This is a genomic window from Streptomyces albofaciens JCM 4342 (genome assembly GCF_008634025.1).
Taxonomy (GTDB): domain Bacteria; phylum Actinomycetota; class Actinomycetes; order Streptomycetales; family Streptomycetaceae; genus Streptomyces; species Streptomyces albofaciens.
Genome location: NZ_PDCM01000002.1, coordinates 1,953,630 through 1,971,026 on the forward strand (window position 1 = coordinate 1,953,630; position 17,397 = coordinate 1,971,026).

General features: G+C 73.4%; 12 protein-coding genes. 3 read left to right on the plus strand and 9 right to left on the minus strand.

The window, feature by feature from the left end:
• Window positions 1-479 precede the first annotated feature (479 nt).
• The 4 genes from CP973_RS28800 to CP973_RS28815 form a co-directional block, all read right to left on the minus strand.
• Entirely contained in the window at window positions 480-1,709 is a 1,230-nt protein-coding gene (locus CP973_RS28800) for a macrolide family glycosyltransferase (RefSeq protein WP_244410057.1), read from the minus strand.
• 337 nt (window positions 1,710-2,046) lie between these two features.
• Window positions 2,047-3,366, minus strand: a complete 1,320-nt coding sequence (locus tag CP973_RS28805) for an ABC transporter substrate-binding protein (protein ID WP_150246822.1) — start codon at window positions 3,364-3,366, stop codon at window positions 2,047-2,049.
• Window positions 3,366-4,250, minus strand: a complete 885-nt coding sequence (locus tag CP973_RS28810; protein WP_150246823.1) for a carbohydrate ABC transporter permease — start codon at window positions 4,248-4,250, stop codon at window positions 3,366-3,368. Before CP973_RS28810 ends, CP973_RS28805 begins: the two co-directional genes overlap by 1 nt.
• Window positions 4,247-5,173, minus strand: a complete 927-nt coding sequence (locus tag CP973_RS28815) for a carbohydrate ABC transporter permease (protein ID WP_425282032.1) — start codon at window positions 5,171-5,173, stop codon at window positions 4,247-4,249. Before CP973_RS28815 ends, CP973_RS28810 begins: the two co-directional genes overlap by 4 nt.
• A gap of 317 nt (window positions 5,174-5,490) precedes the next feature.
• Between CP973_RS28815 and CP973_RS28820 the strand changes: the two genes are divergently transcribed.
• On the plus strand, window positions 5,491-6,381 hold the full coding sequence (locus CP973_RS28820; protein ID WP_150246824.1) for an aminoglycoside phosphotransferase family protein: 891 nt from the start codon (window positions 5,491-5,493) through the stop codon (window positions 6,379-6,381).
• Between the two features lie 72 nt (window positions 6,382-6,453).
• Here the strand turns inward: CP973_RS28820 and CP973_RS28825 are convergent, their stop codons facing one another.
• Window positions 6,454-7,224, minus strand: coding sequence for a 3'-5' exonuclease (locus tag CP973_RS28825; RefSeq protein WP_150246825.1), 771 nt, complete (start codon window positions 7,222-7,224; stop codon window positions 6,454-6,456).
• 191 nt (window positions 7,225-7,415) lie between these two features.
• The gene (locus CP973_RS28830; protein WP_150246826.1) at window positions 7,416-10,754 is read right to left on the minus strand and encodes an AfsR/SARP family transcriptional regulator; all 3,339 of its coding nucleotides are present in this window, start codon (window positions 10,752-10,754) and stop codon (window positions 7,416-7,418) included.
• Window positions 10,755-10,817: 63 nt separating this feature from the next.
• On the opposite strand from CP973_RS28830, the gene CP973_RS28835 reads away from it, so the two are divergent.
• A complete protein-coding gene (locus CP973_RS28835; protein ID WP_150246827.1) occupies window positions 10,818-10,997 on the plus strand; it encodes a hypothetical protein in 180 nt (59 codons plus the stop codon).
• Between the two features lie 11 nt (window positions 10,998-11,008).
• On the opposite strand, the gene CP973_RS28840 is transcribed toward CP973_RS28835, so the two are convergent.
• From CP973_RS28840 to CP973_RS28850, 3 genes are all read right to left on the minus strand, one after another.
• The gene (locus CP973_RS28840) at window positions 11,009-12,274 is read right to left on the minus strand and encodes an SAV2148 family HEPN domain-containing protein (RefSeq protein WP_150246828.1); all 1,266 of its coding nucleotides are present in this window, start codon (window positions 12,272-12,274) and stop codon (window positions 11,009-11,011) included.
• A gap of 102 nt (window positions 12,275-12,376) precedes the next feature.
• Window positions 12,377-13,756, minus strand: coding sequence for a copper amine oxidase (locus CP973_RS28845; RefSeq protein ID WP_244410058.1), 1,380 nt, complete (start codon window positions 13,754-13,756; stop codon window positions 12,377-12,379).
• 157 nt (window positions 13,757-13,913) lie between these two features.
• Window positions 13,914-14,714 (minus strand): Tat pathway signal sequence domain protein, encoded by an 801-nt coding sequence (locus CP973_RS28850; RefSeq protein WP_150246829.1) that lies wholly within the window; start codon window positions 14,712-14,714, stop codon window positions 13,914-13,916.
• Between the two features lie 238 nt (window positions 14,715-14,952).
• On the opposite strand from CP973_RS28850, the gene glgX reads away from it, so the two are divergent.
• Entirely contained in the window at window positions 14,953-17,253 is a 2,301-nt protein-coding gene (glgX, locus tag CP973_RS28855) for a glycogen debranching protein GlgX (protein WP_150246830.1), read from the plus strand.
• The last annotated feature ends 144 nt before the right edge of the window (window positions 17,254-17,397 follow it).

The window sequence follows — 17,397 nt, forward strand, 5'->3', positions numbered from 1 at the left end:
CCCTGTCGGATTGACGCGACCAATTCAAGGCCGACCGGGCGTTGTGAGATAGACAACAACGTTGCGTAATTGCAAAGGACCGCAGAAGGGGTCAAATGCTCCCCCGCACCACCGGACGGTGGGTCAACTCCGTTTACATTCCGGCAACATGGCGCAGGTCAGGGGCGGTGCGAGCCATCCAGTTACCTGCGGTACGGAGGCCGTCCGGCCGAATGCCGGGAGCCCCGCCCGGCGTTGCGGCGCAGCGGCGGGCAAGGGGGCGGCGCGGCTTTCTTTACGGGTCAACAATCCCCCGCCCAGGCGCGCCTCAATCATCGGCGCACCCCCGTCCGGGAGTGACGCCACTCACTTTGCGCCACCCCCGGCCCAATCCATCATTGACGCACCGCATTTCCTCCGGCACGCCACGCTACGGACGCCGTGCACCACGCGTCCTACTTATTGGGAATGCGCCGATATTCCGTTACAGAACACCCACTTCACCTCTGAGGCAGCTCGGCCTCGATGAGGTCCGCCGCGCGCTTCGCACCGCCCTCCGCCGCCACTTCCCGCCGAAGCCGTTGCGAAGCGGCCGCCACCCGCGGATCGTTCACCAGGCTCAGCACCGCCTCACGCAGGACCTGCGCGGTGGCCTCCTCCTTCGGGACGTGCCGGGCCACCCCGAGCCCCTGGAGGATGTCCGCGTTCATGAACTGGTCGACGGCCTGCGGCACGCACACCATCGGCACCCCGTTGGCCAGCCCCTCCTGGCTGCCGCCCATCCCCGCGTGGGTGACGAACGCGTCGGCCTGCCGCAGCACGGCGAGCTGCGGCACCCAGCGGTGGACCTCGAAGTTGTCCGGGATCACGCCGAGTTCGGACATCTCGACGTGCTTGCCGACCTGGAGCACCACATGCCAGCCCGGCAGGCCGCCGAACGCCTCGATGCACTCCCGATAGAAACCGGGCTCCTTGGTGAAGGAGGAGCCGAGCGAGACGAGGAGCACCTTCGCGTCCGCGGCGAGGCCCGCCGGCCGCCGCCAGTCGCCCTGGTGGCCGCGGTCGCCCTGGCAGGCGCCGACGAAGGTGAACCGGGTGTGATCGACGCGGTCGGCGTGCGGCTGCATGGCGCGCGGGATCAGGGCGAGGCCGCGGGCGGGCCGGGTCGCGATCCGTTCCGGGTCGGTGACCTCGGACATGCCCTGCTCGTCGAGCCAGCCGCGGAAGCGCTCGTAGTACGCGCGGCCGCGCTCGGTGCCGCGATCGACGCCCATCCGCTCGCCCATCTCGGCCTCGAAGCCCTCCCAGACGAGCATGTGCGGGGCGAGCTGCACGGCGGGCACGCCCCAGCGGTGGGCGAGGACCTGCGCGGGATAGGCGGTGGTGTCGTGGAGGACGAGATCCGGCTCGTCGCCCTCGTAGGCCGCGGCGAGCTGCGGCAGGGCCTGGATGGCGTCGTCGAGGAACATGTTCATGGCGTTGAGCAGTTCGGCGCCCCACTGCGCCGGGTCCTCGTCGGTGGGCAGCGTCGAGTTCCAGAACTTCGGCTCGGCTCCGGTCGCGGCGACGGTCTCGGCGAAGGACGGGGGGATGGCGTAGGTGACGCGGTGCCCCCGGGCGACGAGTTCCCGGATGACCTCCAGGCTGGGGTTGACGTGCCCGTGGGCGGCGATGCTGAACATCGCGATGTGGGCGGGCCGGTGGGTGCGGGCGGTCGGTAAAGGACTCATGTCCGGAACCGTAAGCGAGACGGTGCGTCTCGCGCAATCGTTGCAAAGGGTGCCGGGGCGGACCGGAGTGGCGGCGCCGGTCCGGTACGGGAGTGGCGGTATCGGTACGGGGATGCCGGTCCTGTACGGGGATGGCGGTCCGGGTACGGGGATGCCGGTCCTGTACGGGGTGGCGGTATCGATACGGAGGTGGGGGTATCGGCACGGGGGTGGCGGTATCGGTACGGGGATGCCGGTATCGGTACGGGACGGAGCGGCGGCACCTGTGCGGGCCGCCTGCGCGCCCCCGGGGCCGCCGGTATGCGTACGGGCCGCCGCCGGGCCCGGTGCGCGGCCGTCAGCGCTGATACCGGGCCAGCACCAGGTTCCCGTCGTGGACGAGGCGTCGGCGCAGCTCGTCCAGGCCGATCGCACCGCTGTAGTACTCCTGGAACCCCGGCGTCGCGATCTTGTCCTTCCACTCCGGGTAGCCGCGCACCGACTGCGCGGGGGCGGCCCGCAGCGTGTCCGCGAGGGCCGTGCCCGTCGCCCAGCCGTACCGGTCCTCGCGCAGCTCCGGCGCCTTCAGCGCTTCCCGGCCGGTCGGCAGCATCCAGTCCCCCAGGGCGAGCCGGACCATGTTGGGCGGCCTCAGCAGGAAGTCGACGAACGCCATCGCCTCCTCCTTGCGGGGACAGTCCGCCGAGATCGACAGGGTCTGCGGGCTGACGCCCTGGACCGCGCCGGCGGCCCCCCGGGGCGCGGGCAGCACCGTCCACTCGAAGTCCTTCGGCGCCTGCTGCGCGATCTGCTGCCGGTAGGAGAAGCCGAGCGGCAGGATCGCGTACCGGCCGGCGAAGAAGCCGGGCAGCGTGTCGGCGCCGCCCATGCCCAGGGTCGTACGGGCCGCGCTGCACACGACGTTGACCTGGTCGTGGATGGTGCGCGGCACCACCTGGCCGGCGGCGTCGAACCGCACCTCGGCCCGGCCGTCCGGGCGGCGCCGGAAGATCCGGCCGCCGGTGGACAGGGCGAGGTTGAGCGTGACGGAGACCGGTTCCTTCAGCGGCCAGGCCACGCCGTACCCGCCGCCGCCCGACAGCTCCTTCGCCACCGCCCCGAACTCCTCCCACGTCCAGGGCTCCCCGGCGGTCGGCACGCGCACCCCGGAGCGCCGCAGCTTCACGCCGTCGGCGATCAGGACGCGCGGCTCCTGGAGGAAGGGGACGCCGTACACCCGGCCGCCGAACGTCCCCGACTCCCAGCTGCGCGCCGGGATGTCGTCCTTCAGGCGCCGGGGAAGGAGGCCGGTCAGGTCGGCGAGGTAGCCGCCGTAGGCGAAGTCCGCGAGGTCGTCGGACGCGTCGTGGATGATGTCCGGCGCCTCGCCGCCCTCGAAGGAGGTCAGCAGCTGGTCGTGGACGGTCGGCCAGGCTCCCTGCACGTACTGGACGGGAATGTCCGGGTGCAGGCGGTTCCACTCCGCGACCAGCTGCCTGTTGGCGTCCACGGACTCCTTCTGCCAGGCCAGCGACTGGAAGCGGAGCACGCTCCGGCCGTCCTTGCCACGCCGCCCGCCGCCGCCCGAACAGCCGGGCAGCAGGGCGGCGGCGGGCAGGGCCGCCGCGGCGGCGAGGAGGGCACGGCGGCGGGGGCCGCCGTCGCGGGGCACGCGCATCAGTTCTTCACCGCCCCGGCCAGCATGCCGCCGGTGATCCGGCGCTGGATGACGGCGAACAGCAGCAGGCTGGGCAGCGTGGCGAGCAGGGCCGCCGCGGCGAGCGGGCCGAGGTCGGCGACGCCCTCGGCCCCGAGGAAGTGGGTCAGCACGACCGGCATCGTCTGCTTCTCCGGCGACTTGAGCAGGACGAGCGCGAAGAAGAACTCGTTCCACGCGGTGATGAACGCGAACAGGCCCGTGGCGACGATCCCGGGCGCCAGCAGCGGCCCGGTGACCGAGACGAGGGTGCGCAGCCGGCCCGCGCCGTCCACCGCCGCGGCCTCCTCCAGCTCCGGCGGTACGGCCCGTACGTAGCCGGTCAGCATCCACAGCGCGAACGGCAGCGACCACACGACGTACACCAGGACCAGCCCGGCCCGGGCGTCGACGAGGTGGAGGGCCTTCAGGACCAGGAAGAGCGGGATGATCAGCAGGACCAGCGGGAACGCCTGGCTGACCACGACCCACCCGGTCGCCGCCCGCGCGAAGCGGGTGCGCAGGCGCGCGAGGACATAGGCCATCGGGGTCGCCAGGACGATCGCGACCAGCGCCGAGACGGCGGCGGCCAGCAGGCTGTTGGCGGCGGCCCGGAGCAGCGGCTGCTCGTCGAAGGCCGTACGGAAGTTGTCCAGCGTCGGCGCCCGCGGGATCCAGGTGGGGTGCAGGGTGCCCAGTTCGCGCGGCGGTTTGAAGGCGGTGGAGACCAGCCAGAGGAAGGGGAAGGCGAGGAAGACCAGATAGCAGAGCAGGGCCAGATACTGCCCGGCCCGGCCGGCGGTACGGCGGGTGACCCGGCGGCGTCCGGGCCACGAGGACTCGCGGGGCGGGACATCCTGGGTCATCGGTCCTCCCCCTCTCCCCTCAGCCGTCGTGAGAGATAGACGGCCAGCAGGACGGCGATGACCGCGACCATGGCCAGCCCCATCGCGGCGGCGTAACCGAACTGTCCGTACCGGAACGCCTCCTCGTACGCGAACAGCATCGGCAGCCGGGTGCGGCCGCCGGGGCCGCCGTCGGTCAGCACGAAGACCAGCGCGAAGGAGTTGAAGTTCCAGATGAAATTGAGTGATGAGATGGCCAGGGCCACCGGCTTGATCGCGGGCCAGGTGACCGTACGGAAGCGGCGCCAGGCCCCGGCACCGTCCATGGCGGCGGCCTCGTGCAGTTCGCGCGGCACGTTCTGGAGTCCGGCGAGGAGCGTGACGGTGGTCTGCGGCATGCCCGCCCAGACACCGACGACGACCACGGCGAGGAGCGCGGTGGCCGTACCGCTCAGCCAGTCCACCCCCTCGTCCGGTCCGAGCCCGAGGCTGCGCAGCGTCTCGTTCAGGACGCCCGCGTCCGGGTGGTAGACCAGCCGCCACATGATGCCCACCACCACCTCGGGCATCGCCCAGGGGACGATCGCCAGGGCACGGGCCAGCCAGCGCAGGCGCAGGTCCTGGCCGAGCAGCAGCGCCAGCCCGAGGGCGAGGAGGAACTGCGGGACCGTGACGCCCACCGCCCACACCAGGCCGATCCGGAACGAGTCCCAGAACAGGGTGTCCTGGAGCAGGTCCGAGAAGTTCAGCAGGCCGACCCACCGGGTGGCCTCCGTACGCCCGGACTGCGCGTCGGTGAACGCCAGCGCGATCCCGTACAGCAGCGGGCCCACGCTCAGCACCAGGATCGGGATCAGCGCGGGCGCCACCAGGAACCAGGTACCGCGCGCGGACAGGTGGGCGGAGCCGTGGGCCGGGCCGCGGGCGGCCACCGCCCCTTTCACCCCCTTTGCTCCCGTACGCCCTCGCCACCGTCCGAGCTCCTCCGAGCCCTCCGTAACCCCCGCCCTCTCCGGACCTGCTGGCCCCAACGCGACTCCCCCGTCTGCTCACCCGGACGGCACCGCCGACCGCGAACGATTCCGCCCAGGACGCCACCGACCACCACGAACGGACCAGCCCGCCCGGGCGGAACGGGGCAGGTGACCGCCGTCATCGTCATGACGGCACCCGCCGCAGTCAAGCACCGGGCACCACCCGGCTGCCGGGGGCCGGGACCTGCGACACTGGTGCCGATCACGCACCGCAGGAGGCCGCCCGCATGACCGCACCGAGCACCACCCCGTTCACGGAGGCGCACGCCCGGGGCATCCTGGCCGCGGCCGGACGGCCCGACGCCGCCGCCGGCGCCCGGCTGCTGTCCCTCGGCGAGAACGCGGTCTTCGCCCTGGGTGACGGCGGTCCGGTCGTACGGGTCGGACGCAGCGCCGAACTCCTGGAACGCGCCGAGCGGGAGCTGCGCGTCGCCGTATGGCTGGCGGAACAGGGCGTGCCCGCCGTGCGCGCGGCCGAGCCGACGGCCCGGCTGGTGAACGGTCACCCGGTCACCTTCTGGGAGCGGCTGCCGGAACCCGTACGCCCCGCCGAACCGGCCGACCTGGCCGCCCTGCTGCGCCTGGTGCACGCGCTGCCCGAGCCGCCGTTCACCCTCCCCCGGCGTGATCTGCTGGGCGGTGTGGAACGCTGGCTGCGGCTGGCCGGCGACGCGGTCTCGGCGCGGGACGCCGATTATCTGCGGGGCCGCCGCGACGCGTTCGCCGCTGCCGCCACCGCGCTGGAACCGCATCTGCCGCGCGGTCCCGTCCACGGTGACGCGCTGACCCGCAACGTCCATGTGGGCCCCGACGGCCCGGTGCTCGTCGACCTCGAAACCTTCTCCTCCGATCTGCGGGAACACGATCTCGTCGTGATGGCCCTCAGCCGCGACCGCTACGGCCTGCCCGCCGCGGCGTACGACACGTTCGTGCGGGTCTACGGCTGGGACGTGCGCGACTGGGAGGGCTGTGCGGTGCTGCGCGGGTCCCGGGAGACGGCCAGCTGCGCCTGGGTCTCCCAGCACGCACCCGGCAATCCCGCCGCCCTCGAAGAATTCCGCCGCCGTATCGCGTCCCTCCGCGAGGGCGACACGACCGTGCGGTGGTATCCCTTCTGACGCTCCGGCGGCCGGGTTCCTCCTCGTGATGGGGCGGGACCCTCCTGACTGCCGCGTTCCAGGGTCCCTTCCTCACACACCGCCGCGCGTGGGCGACGCCTGCGTCGGTCGTCCCTCGGCGCGGTCGCGCGACTGCTGGTACGGGATCAGCGGCCAGGCCGCCTCGACTATCGCCGCCGGGTCACCGGAGCGGCGCAGATACCGCTGGAACGAAGCGGCCTGCTCGGCTGCCGCCTTCTCCTGGAGGGCGTGCAGCGCCGCCGGCGCCGTCCCGGCCACCGCCGGGTGCCGCTCACCGATCCGCCGCGCCACACCGGCCGCGGCCACCGCGTCCGCACCCGCTTCGTGCGCGGCCTCCAGCGGGACGCCGTAATGCGCGCAGAGGGCCTGGAGCGTCCGCTTGCCCTTGCGGTAGCGGTCGACGTGCTTGTCCAGCACCAAGGGGTCGATGACCGGGGCGGGCCGGCGACCGAGCCGCTCGGCGAGCGTCCGCAGGCCGTGGCGGCGGCACTCGCGGTCCAGCAGCGAGAGGTCGTACCGCGCGTTCATGACCACCAGCGGTATGCCCGCCTCCAGCGCGCCGGCGAGGGACCGGGTGATCTCCTCTATGCCGTCCGCCGCGGCCCGGCCGTGGGCCCGGACGTGAGCGGTCGTCAGGCCGTGTATGGCCGTGGCCTCCTCGGGCACCGGTACGCCGGGGTCGAGCAGCCAGGTCTCCCGCAGGGCCTCCCGGCCGTCCGCCTCCACCCTGATGAGCGCGGCGGTGACGATGCGGTCCTGCTCGACGTCCGTGCCGGTGGTCTCCAAGTCGAAGCTGACGAGCAGCCCTTGATGCCAGCCCATGACGGCCTCCTTCGGTGTTGCTTCCCCCGTGTTCCCCTACTCTCCCACGCGACACTGACAACGCCCCGCCCCGCCCGCCCTTCGGCCGTTCCCGCCGTCAGGTCGCGGAGTTGCCGTACGAGCCGGGCGGGCGGCCCACCGCGCGCCCCACCCGTACGACCGGATGCACCGAGCCGCCCGGGCACGGCATCTCACGCACCCCCGCCCGCCTCCCGCACCAGTTCCTCGGCCGACATCGTGGTGCCCTCTTCGAAGGCCGTGGTGAAGGCGGTGTCGCTGCCCAGGCCCTCGCGGGTGCGGGCCGTGATGCGGTCCACGTCCCAGCGTTCGGCGGGTGGCAGGGGGGTGCCCACCGCCGCGCGGGTGGCGGTGGCGTGGCCGAGGAGGCGGGCGGCGTGGGCGCAGTGGCCGGCGAGGGACCGGGCGCCGGCCAGGCCTTCCAGGGCGAGGGCCACCGCGCGCGGGTCGCCGGTGGCGCGGGCCGCCTCGTAGCCGTCGAGGTGGCGGCGGCGGGCCGCTTCGGCGTCGCCGCGCAGTTCGGCGGTGAAGCCCAGTTCGGCGAGGATCAGGGCCGTACCGGGGTCGCCGTCCCTGCTGCGGCACCACTCCAGCCAGCGCGCGTGGTGCCGTTCGGCGTCGTCGAGGCGGCCCGCGCGCCGGGCGCCGATGCCCAGGCCGGTCTCGGCGAACATCTCGCCGCGCCGGTGCGACTGCTCGGCGGCCAGCCGCAGCCCCCGTTCGTGGTGTGCGCGCGCCGCCTCCAGGTCACCGGTCAGCAGGGCGATACGGCCGAGGCCGGAGTGCTTGTACGACGCCTGGATCCACAGGCCCAGTTCCTCGGCGCCGCGCAGGCCGTCCCGGTGCAGCCGGGCGGCGCGCTCGTAGTCGCCGCTGATCTCGGCCAGCGTGCCGAGCACCTCGGCCGCCTGCAACTGGCCCCACCGGTCGCCCAGTTCCCGGAAGAGGGCCGCGCTCTCCTCGGCGTCCCGCAGGCGCGCCGCGGTCCCCTCGCGTGCGGCGCCGGGGGCCGCGTACTGCCCCTGGGCGCGGCTGCTGAGGACGGCCGCCGTGCCCCAGCGGTCGCCGAGCGTCCGGAAGGCCGCCAGCGCGCGCGACAGCCGTTCGCGGGCCACTGCCGGGTCGCCCAGTCCGACCTGGGCGTAGGTCAGGAACCACAGGGCCCAGGCGTGGTCTGGGGACGACCCGTCGCCCGCCCTGCTCTCCGCCCCGTGATCCGGCTCGTCGCCGTACTGTTTCAGTACGGCGTCGGCCCGCGCCACCGGATCGGTGTCGCTGCCTGCCAGCGAAGCCATACCGACCTGCCAGACCATGGCCCGCAGCCGCAGCCCGTCGGGCACGGAGGAGGATGCCGCCGCGTCCAGTGCCATCGCCAGCGCGCGCCCCGCCTCGCCGAGACGGCCGCGCAGGAACCAGTACCAGCACAGGGCGTTGACCAAGCGCAGCGCGCGCTCCGCCGCGCCCTCCTGGACCGCGCTGTCCAGGGCCATGCGCAGGTTGGCGGTCTCCGCGTCGAGCCGCGCCAGCCATTCGCGCTGCCCTTCCCCGTACAGGAAGGGTTCCGCGCGTTCGGCCAGCGAGGTGTGGTGGACGCTGTGGCGCCGCCGCACCGCCTCCCACTCGCCCGCCTCGCGGAGCTGTTCCAGGCAGTACGCGGCAACCGACTCCAGCAGACGGTAGCGCGGGCCGTACGGGCTCTCCGCAACCACCACCAGGGAGCGGTCCACCAGCCGCGCCAGCAGGGCCGCCACTTCCCCGGACCGTACGCCGCCGCCCGCGCACACCTCCTCGGCCGCGCGGAGCGTGCAGCCGTCGGCGTGGACGGCGAGCCGCCGCAGCACGGCCCGTTCGTCCTCGGTCAGCAGCTCCCAGCTCCAGTCGATCATCGCGCGCAAGGTCTGCTGGCGCGGCGGCGCGCCGCGGCGGCCCGCGCTCAGCAGCCGGAACCGGTCGTCCAGCCGCGCGCTCAGCTCCCGTACGCCGAGGGCCCGTACGCGGGTCGCGGCCAGTTCCAGCGCGAGCGGGATGCCGTCGAGGCGGCGGCAGATGTCCGCGACCGCCGCCGCGTTGCTCCGGCCCGGCGCGTCCCGCGCGTCCAGCGTGAAGCCGGGGGCGGTGGCTGCCGCGCGCGCCGCGAAAAGGGCGACGGCGTCGGCCTGGTCCAGCGGCGGCACCGGCCGGACCCGCTCACCGGCCAGCCCGAGCAGTTCCTGGCTGGTCGCCAGCACCCGCAGGCCGGGAGCGGCTGCCAGCAGCTTCGCAGTGACCTCGGCGACCGCGTCGACGACGTGTTCGCAGTTGTCGAGCAGCAGGAGCAGCCGTTTGTCGCGCACCGCGCCCGCCAGGCGCTCGACGGCCGGGCCGGAGGCCGCGCCCTCGCGTACGCCCAGCACCGCGAGCACCGCTTCGGCCAGTTCGGCGGCCGTGCGCGCCGCCGTACGGCCGCCCTCCGCGCCGCCCGGCCGTCCCAGCGCCGCCAGTTCCACCAGCAGGACGCCGTCCGGGAAACCGGCGGGGTCGTCCGCGAGCCGCTGCGCGGCCTCCAGCGCCAGCCGCGTCTTGCCCACCCCGCCCGGCCCGGTCAGCGTCACCAGCCGGCCCGCCTCCAGGAGCGCTCGGACGTCACGCACCGCGGCGTCCCGCCCGACGAGTCCGGTGAGGGCGGTGGGGAGGTTGGTGCGGGGAGAAGCGGCGGGGCGAGCACCGGTGGCGGTACGGGCCGGAGGGCGGCGTTCCGCTTCCTGTTCACCTCGGCTCCCACCCGCCAGCCCGGGGTCCTGTTCCAGCATCGCCTGGTGGAGAGCCGTCAGCTCGGGCCCCGGATCGACACCCAGCTCCTCGGCCAGCCGCTCGCGCAGGGCGGCGTACGCGGCCAGTGCCTCGCCCTGCCGTCCCGTGCCGTACAGGGCGCGCAGGTGCAGCGCGCACAATCGTTCGCGCAGCGGGTGCCGGGCCACCAGCTCGGCCAGTTCGCCGGCCAGCGGGCCGTGCTCACCCAGCTCCAGCCGGGCCGCGGCCTGTTCCTCCAGCGCCGTCAGCCGCTGCTCCTCAAGGCGGCCGGCCGCGGCCCGTACGAAGGGCGCGTCCCCGCAACCGGCGAAGGCCGGGCCGCGCCACAGGCCCAGCGCCTCGGTGAGCAGCGCGGCGCGCTCTCCCGGGTCCGGACTTCCGTACGCGCGGGCCGTGAGCGCGGCGAACCGGCCGGCGTCCACCGCGTCGGCGGCGACGTCCAGCTGGTAGCCGGGCGGGCGCGCGGCGACCAGCGCGCGGCCGCCCGGCCCGGCCGTCTCCAGGGCACGGCGCAGCTGCGACACCTTGGCCTGGAGCGCGCCGGCGGGGTTGGTCGGCAGCCGCTCGTCCCACAGGGCGTCGATGAGCCGGGCGGTGCCGACGGGCCGCCCCTGGTGGGCGAGCAGCGCGGCCAGCAGGGCCCGCACCTTCCGTTCGGGTACCCGTACGGGCCGTCCGTCCGCCGCCCACACTTCCACCGGCCCGAGCACGCCGAATCGCATGCCGCAACGGTACCCGGCCACCCCGCCCGCACCGGCCGGCACCTGCGCGGCGGTGGCGGCGGGGTGCCCGCCGCAGCTGCCGCGCACGTCTGCTGTGCCTGTGCCATGGACGGCACCGGAACCCCTCCCGCAACGGAAGCACGCCTCCTGCCCGTCCTCCAAGCCCTGGCCGCCCGCGAGCCGCTGTTCCACCGCCCCGAGCAGGGAACGCCCGTACAGAACACCACCGGAAACACGGCCTGAGGCCCGCCCCCTCACGACACCGGCCGGCTGTCCGCCCAGACGTTCTCGAACTCCTCCCGGTATGTCTCGAAAAGACCGTGGTCGTCCTCCCGGTCCGCGCCCTGGCGGAGCACCTCGCGGCCGCCGCCGCGCAGGACCAGGACCGGTGACTCCATGCCGCGGCTGCGGCGCAGGTACGACTGGACGACGGCCACGCCGTCCGGGCCGTCGCCGTCGACCAGGTAGGCCGTGAAGCGGGGGGTCTCGTCGAAGACCTGGATCTCGAAGGCGCCGGGGTCGCGCAGCCGGGCCCGTACCCGCCGCATGTGCAGGATGTTCATCTCGATGGAGCGGCTCATCTCGCCCTTCTTCAGGCCCAGTTCCCGCTCGCGGCGGCGGACCGCGCTGCTGGCGGGGTTGAGGAAGAGCAGGCGGACGCGGCAGCCGGACTCGGCGAGGCGGACCATGCGGCGGCCGGAGTAGTTCTGCACGAGGAGGTTGAGGCCGATGCCGATGGCGTCCAGGCGGCGGGCGCCGCCGAAGAGGTCCTCGGCGGGCAGCTGCCGCTGGAGGCGGACCCGGTCGGTGTGGACGCCGACGACGTCCGCGTACCGGTCGCCGACCAGGTCCTCCACCGCGTCGATGGGCAGCCGTCCGGCGGTGCGGGTGCCGATGCCGGAGCCGAGTATGTCCAGCAGCCGGGCGGAGGCCCTCTCCGCCTGGGCGAGGACGGTAGGGGTCAGGGAGCGGTTGCGGGAGACGATGTTGCGGGCCACCTCCAGCTCGTCCAGGGCCAGCTCCACCTCCCGCCGGTCGTCGAAGTACGGTTCGAAGCAGGGCCAGTGCTGCACCATCAGCTCGCGCAGCTGCGGGAGCGTCAGGAAGCTGAGGATGTTGTCGTCGGCGGGGTCGAGCAGGTAGCCCTTGCGGCGGCTGACCTCGCGGACCGCCACCGCGCGCTGGACCCACTCCTGGCCGGTGGGCCCGGCGGCGGCGATAACCCACTCGTCGCCGTGCACCGGCTCGTAGACGGGGCACAGCACCGCGGCCACGACGGCCCGCAGCCGCTGTTCGACGAGGTTCAGCCAGATGTAGGCGCGCCCGGCCCGCCGGGCGCGCGTGCGCACCTCGCTCCAGGCCTCGGCGCCCCAGTCCAGCTCCGCGCCGATCTCCATCGGCCGGGCCAGGGACACCGTCCCGGGCGGGGCGTCGACGGAGCCGCCGTCGTGTCCCTCATGACCGTCCTGGCCGTCATGGCCGTCGTCACCAGGGGGCAACTCCAGCCCGCCCGAGCTCACCTGCGCACCGCCTTCCGAACCCCCGTGCCAACGATCAAGGCAGACTACTGCGGGTCCGGGAGGCGGTGCAGCAGGATGGATCGAGTCCCGCGCCAACTCCCCTTATTCGACGTGACCGTTGTGTCCGGAAAGCTCGGGCGGAGTGAGCGGATTCATAGCGGTCACGTCGCGCGGGGCGAGCTGGAAGCCCTGCCAGTGGACGGGCATGGGCTCCTGGTCCTCGTCCCGGGCGATGTGGTGGTAGCCGATGTTGACCCACGCGATGGGGTGGCGCAGCGGCTGGCCGTTGACCCACCGGTCGACGCTGTCGCCCGCGCCGGTTCCGCAGTTCGCCAGGTTGTTGCTGGCGAACTGCTCGCATTTGTTGTACTCGGTGAAGTACACGTCGTGTCTGGTGAAGGCGCGCCCGGTGTACTTGCTGGAGCGGCCGGGGACGATCTCGTACGACCGGGGGTGGCCGTCCTTGTTCTTGCCGACGTTGCTGACCACCCGCCACCAGCGTGTCGGCCCGGCGTCGCCCGCCAGTTCCTTGGCCACCGGTGTGCGGACCGTCTTCGTCCTGGGCGCCTGCCCGGCGCCGCCCGGGGTGGTCGTCGAGTCGAACTGCTCGACGCGGTTGGCCGACGAGCCGTCCAGGCCGAAGTTCAGGCGCCAGAAGACGTTGTGGCTGTGGCTGGTGGCGTAGTCCTTGGCGCCCTTGCCGATCGGCCAGCCGCGGCCGTCGCCCGCGTCGTAGTCGGCGGGTGAGAGCGTGCCGGTGGCGCCGACCTGCATGTTCATCGTGCCGTCCGCGGAGAAGCGCCACTCGACGATGTATTCGTACCAGCCGGTCTTGTTGACCGTGTAGACGAGCAGGTCCTTGCCCTGGACCTGCTGGATCCTGGTCGTCTCCCCGGGGTAGCGGCCCAGGCGGTAGGCGTGGCCGCGGGCGCGGGTGGTGACGCACAGACCGTTGACGTACGGGTGCTGCGGGTCCCACGCTCCCGGCACCTTGACCGCCTTGATGGTGCCGCCGGGGCACTCCCCGGGGTCCAGCGTCTGCAGGCCCTGGGCGAAGCTCTGCCCGGTGAGGTCGTCGTACTCGTTGCCGCCGTCGTCGTACGGCACGTGGATCTGGGCCAGCTTCGCGGTGGTCAGCACCTGGATCGGCCGGGGCTCGCCCTTGGGCTGGTACGAGACGTTGTCCAGGACCAGCCCGGCGTTGGCCTCGTAGTGCCAGCACATGCGCCAAGTGGTGCCGCCTTCGAGGGTCTGCGTGATGCTGTACGGGGTACTGCACCCTGCGGCGGTGGGGGCGGGGGCCGCCGGCGCGGCCTGGGCGGCGGCCGGCCCGGCCGCCAGTGCCGCCGTGCCGAGCAGCAGCGGCGCGGCGAGCAGCGCGGCACTCCGGGCGCGGGCCCGGCGGGCGGGGACGGGAGGACGGACAGGGACCCGGACGGGTCCGTGGTGGACGCGGGCACGGCGGAAGGATCTTTCGTGCATGGAAACGCTCCTGTACGACGATGAGACGGAAGCCGCGGAGGCTTCCGGGTACGCGGGTGCGAGGTGCCGCACGGTCCCCGCCGGACGGCGTCCGGCCCAGAGCGGGCGCGGTGGCCGTGCCGTGCTCGGTGACCGTGCCCGGGCGCTCCCGGGCGGCTCAGTCCAGCCGGCCGACCGTGCGCGCGCTCAGGTCGATCACGTAGCGCCGGGTGTCGATCCACTGGCCGTTGCGCACCTTCGTGAAGAGCCGCACGCAGCGGTGCTGCCCGCAGGCGCGCAGCTTCTCCGGAGCCGGTCCTTCCGCCGCTCCGCGGTAGACGAAGCCGGTCACGGCCAGCTGGCCGGGGCCGGTGAGGGCCTTTCCGGTGGCGTGTTCGTAGTCCTTGCGCAGGCCCTCCCCCTCGGGCGCGGCGATCAGCAGGCCGGCCGCCGCCTCGCTCTCCGCCCGGTCGGGCGGCGGCTGCACACCGTGCCGGCTGTCGGTCTTCTCCACCTTCCCCGTGGTGAGGTCGACGGTCTTGGTGATGTACGCGTCGGACCGGTAGTCGTAGAACGACACGTTCGCCCGGCGCGGCGGATCGGCGCGGCCGGACTCGTCCGGGCCCAGTTCGGCCAGGTCGGTGGTCAGCCGCTCCGGCCCCGGTCTGCCCCGGACGTCCTCGGTCGCGCCGCGGAACGTCGGGGGCACCGCCAGGGCCTGCGCCCGCGCGATCTCGTCGTCCGTGAGCGGGTCCCGGCCGACGCCCCGGCGCCCCTCGGCGGGGGCGCGCTCCACGGCCCCCGGCCGCACCTGGCCCGTCTGCGGTCCGGGGTCCGCCGCCGCGGCGGCCCGGCTCCCCCCGCCGGCCGCCCCCGCGTCCCCGGGCAGGGTCACCGCGGCCAGCGCGGCGGTACCCGCCAGCGCCACGGCCGCGCCCGCCACCACCTTGCCCAGGTGGCGGTGCATCATGTTGCGCACAGTTCCCCCCTGCTGCCTCATGGTGCTCGGCACACATCGGTCGTCCTGTACGACGATCCGACTTCACCGCGGGTTGCCCGCCTTTCGGCGCAGATCGCGCGAAAAACCAGCCGAATTGGGCAGGTTGAAACACGGGACGAACGCAGCACCGTACGCAGCAATCGAACACGGCGACGCACGACCGACGTGATGCCTCCAGGCGTCGCGACGCCCATCGAGGAAGTGGAAGAGTCGACGCATGCAGGTCTGGCCGGGACAGATGTATCCCCTGGGTGCCACGTACGACGGTGCGGGCACCAACTTCGCGGTGTACTCCGAGACGGCGGAACGCATCGAGCTGTCACTGCTGCACGACGACGGCTCGGAGACCGCCGTCGAACTGCGGGAGACCGACGCGTTCGTACGGCACGCCTACCTCCCCGGCATCATGCCGGGGCAGCGGTACGGCTTCCGGGTGCACGGCCCGTACAAACCGGAACGCGGTGCCCGGCACAACTCCGCCAAACTGCTGCTGGACCCGTACGCGAAGGCGGTCAGCGGCACCATCGACTGGGACGAGGCGGTGTACGGCTACCACTTCGGCAAGCCGGACAGCCGCAACGACCTGGACTCGGCGCCGCACACGATGACGTCGGTGGTGATCAATCCGTACTTCGACTGGGGCGACGACCGCCCGCCGCGCACCGACTACCACGAGACGGTGCTCTACGAGGCGCACGTCAAGGGCCTGACCATGCTCCACCCGGACCTGCCGGACGATCTGCGCGGCAGCTACGCGGCGCTGGCGCACCCCGCGGTGATCGAGCACCTGACCGAGCTGGGGGTCACGGCGCTGGAGCTGATGCCGGTGCACCAGTTCGTGCACGACCACCGGCTGGTCGACGCCGGGCTGGCGAACTACTGGGGCTACAACACCATCGGCTTCTTCGCCCCGCACAACGCGTACGCGTCCTGGGGCGACCGCGGGCAGCAGGTGCTGGAGTTCAAGTCCGCGGTGCGGGCGCTCCACGAGGCCGGCATCGAGGTCATCCTCGACGTGGTCTACAACCACACGGCGGAGGGCAACCACCTCGGTCCGACGCTGTCCTTCCGCGGCCTGGACAACGCCTCGTACTACCGGCTGGCCGAAGACCCCCGCTACTACATGGACACCACCGGCACCGGGAACTCCCTGCTGATGCGCAGCCCGCACGTCCTCCAGCTCATCATGGACTCGCTGCGCTACTGGGTGACGGAGATGCGGGTGGACGGATTCCGCTTCGACCTGGCGGCGACGCTGGCCCGGCAGTTCCACGAGGTGGACCGGCTGTCGTCGTTCTTCGACCTGGTGCAGCAGGACCCGGTGGTCAGCCAGGTCAAGCTGATCGCCGAGCCCTGGGACGTGGGCGAGGGCGGCTACCAGGTGGGGAACTTCCCGCCGCTGTGGACCGAGTGGAACGGCAAGTTCCGCGACACCGTACGGGACCTGTGGCGCGGCGAGCCGCGCACCCTGGCCGAGTTCGGCTCCCGGCTGACCGGCTCCTCCGACCTCTACCAGGGCGACGGCCGGCGACCGCTCGCCTCCATCAACTTCGTGACCTGCCACGACGGCTTCACCCTGCGCGACCTGGTCAGCTACGACGGCAAGCACAACGAGGCCAACGGCGAGGACAACAAGGACGGCGAGAGCTTCAACCGGTCCTGGAACTGCGGCGCCGAGGGGCCGACGGACGACCCCGCCGTTCAGGAGCTGCGGGCCCGCCAGATGCGCAACTTCATCGCCACGCTGATGCTGTCGCAGGGCGTGCCGATGCTCAGCCACGGTGACGAGTTCGGGCGCACCCAGCGCGGCAACAACAACGCGTACTGCCAGGACAACGAGCTGACGTGGGTGCGCTGGCCGGGCACCGGCGAGGGCGGCGGCTCCGGGACGGAGGCCGGAGCGGGGGGCGAGGCGGCGGCCGGGGACGAGGCCGGGACGGCAGTGGAGGAGGCCGGAGCGGGGGGCGAGGCGGCGGCAGCGGACGAGGCCGGGCCGGAAGCGGACGAGGCCGGTGCGGCAGTCGAGGAGGCCCCGGAGCTCACGGCCGTCCGCAAGGAGGACGAGGAGTTCCTCGCCTTCGTCCGGCAGATGGTGTGGCTGCGGCGCGACCACCCGGTCTTCCGGCGGCGGCGCTTCTTCCACGGCCGCCCCATGGAGGGCACCCACGACGAGCTGTCCGACATCGCCTGGTTCACCGCGGAGGGCGAGGAGATGCGGCAGCGGGACTGGCAGGCGGCACACGCCAAGTCGCTGACGGTCTTCCTCAACGGCAGCGCGATCACCGAGCCGGGCCCGCGCGGCGAGCGGATCACGGACGACTCCTTCCTGCTGATGTTCAACGCGCACGCGGACGAGCGGGAGTTCACCGTGCCGGTCGACCACGGCCGCCAGTGGCAGGCGGTGGTGGACACCGCCCATCCGGAGGCGGTGGCCGACGGCGGCGGCATCAAGGCCCAGGCCGGCGACCGCCTGCCGCTGCCGGGCCGCAGCATGCTGGTGCTGCAACGGCCCGCCTAGGCCGGGGGCCGCCGGTCCGGCTACGCCGTGAGCCGTAGGCCCGGCTCCGCCATTCCGGTGGTTCCTGGCGGGCCCGTGCGCTCCGGTCGGGGGCCCGTTCGGCGTAGCCGGGACGCCCGGCCCGGGCGGTGCCCGGGAGGGACG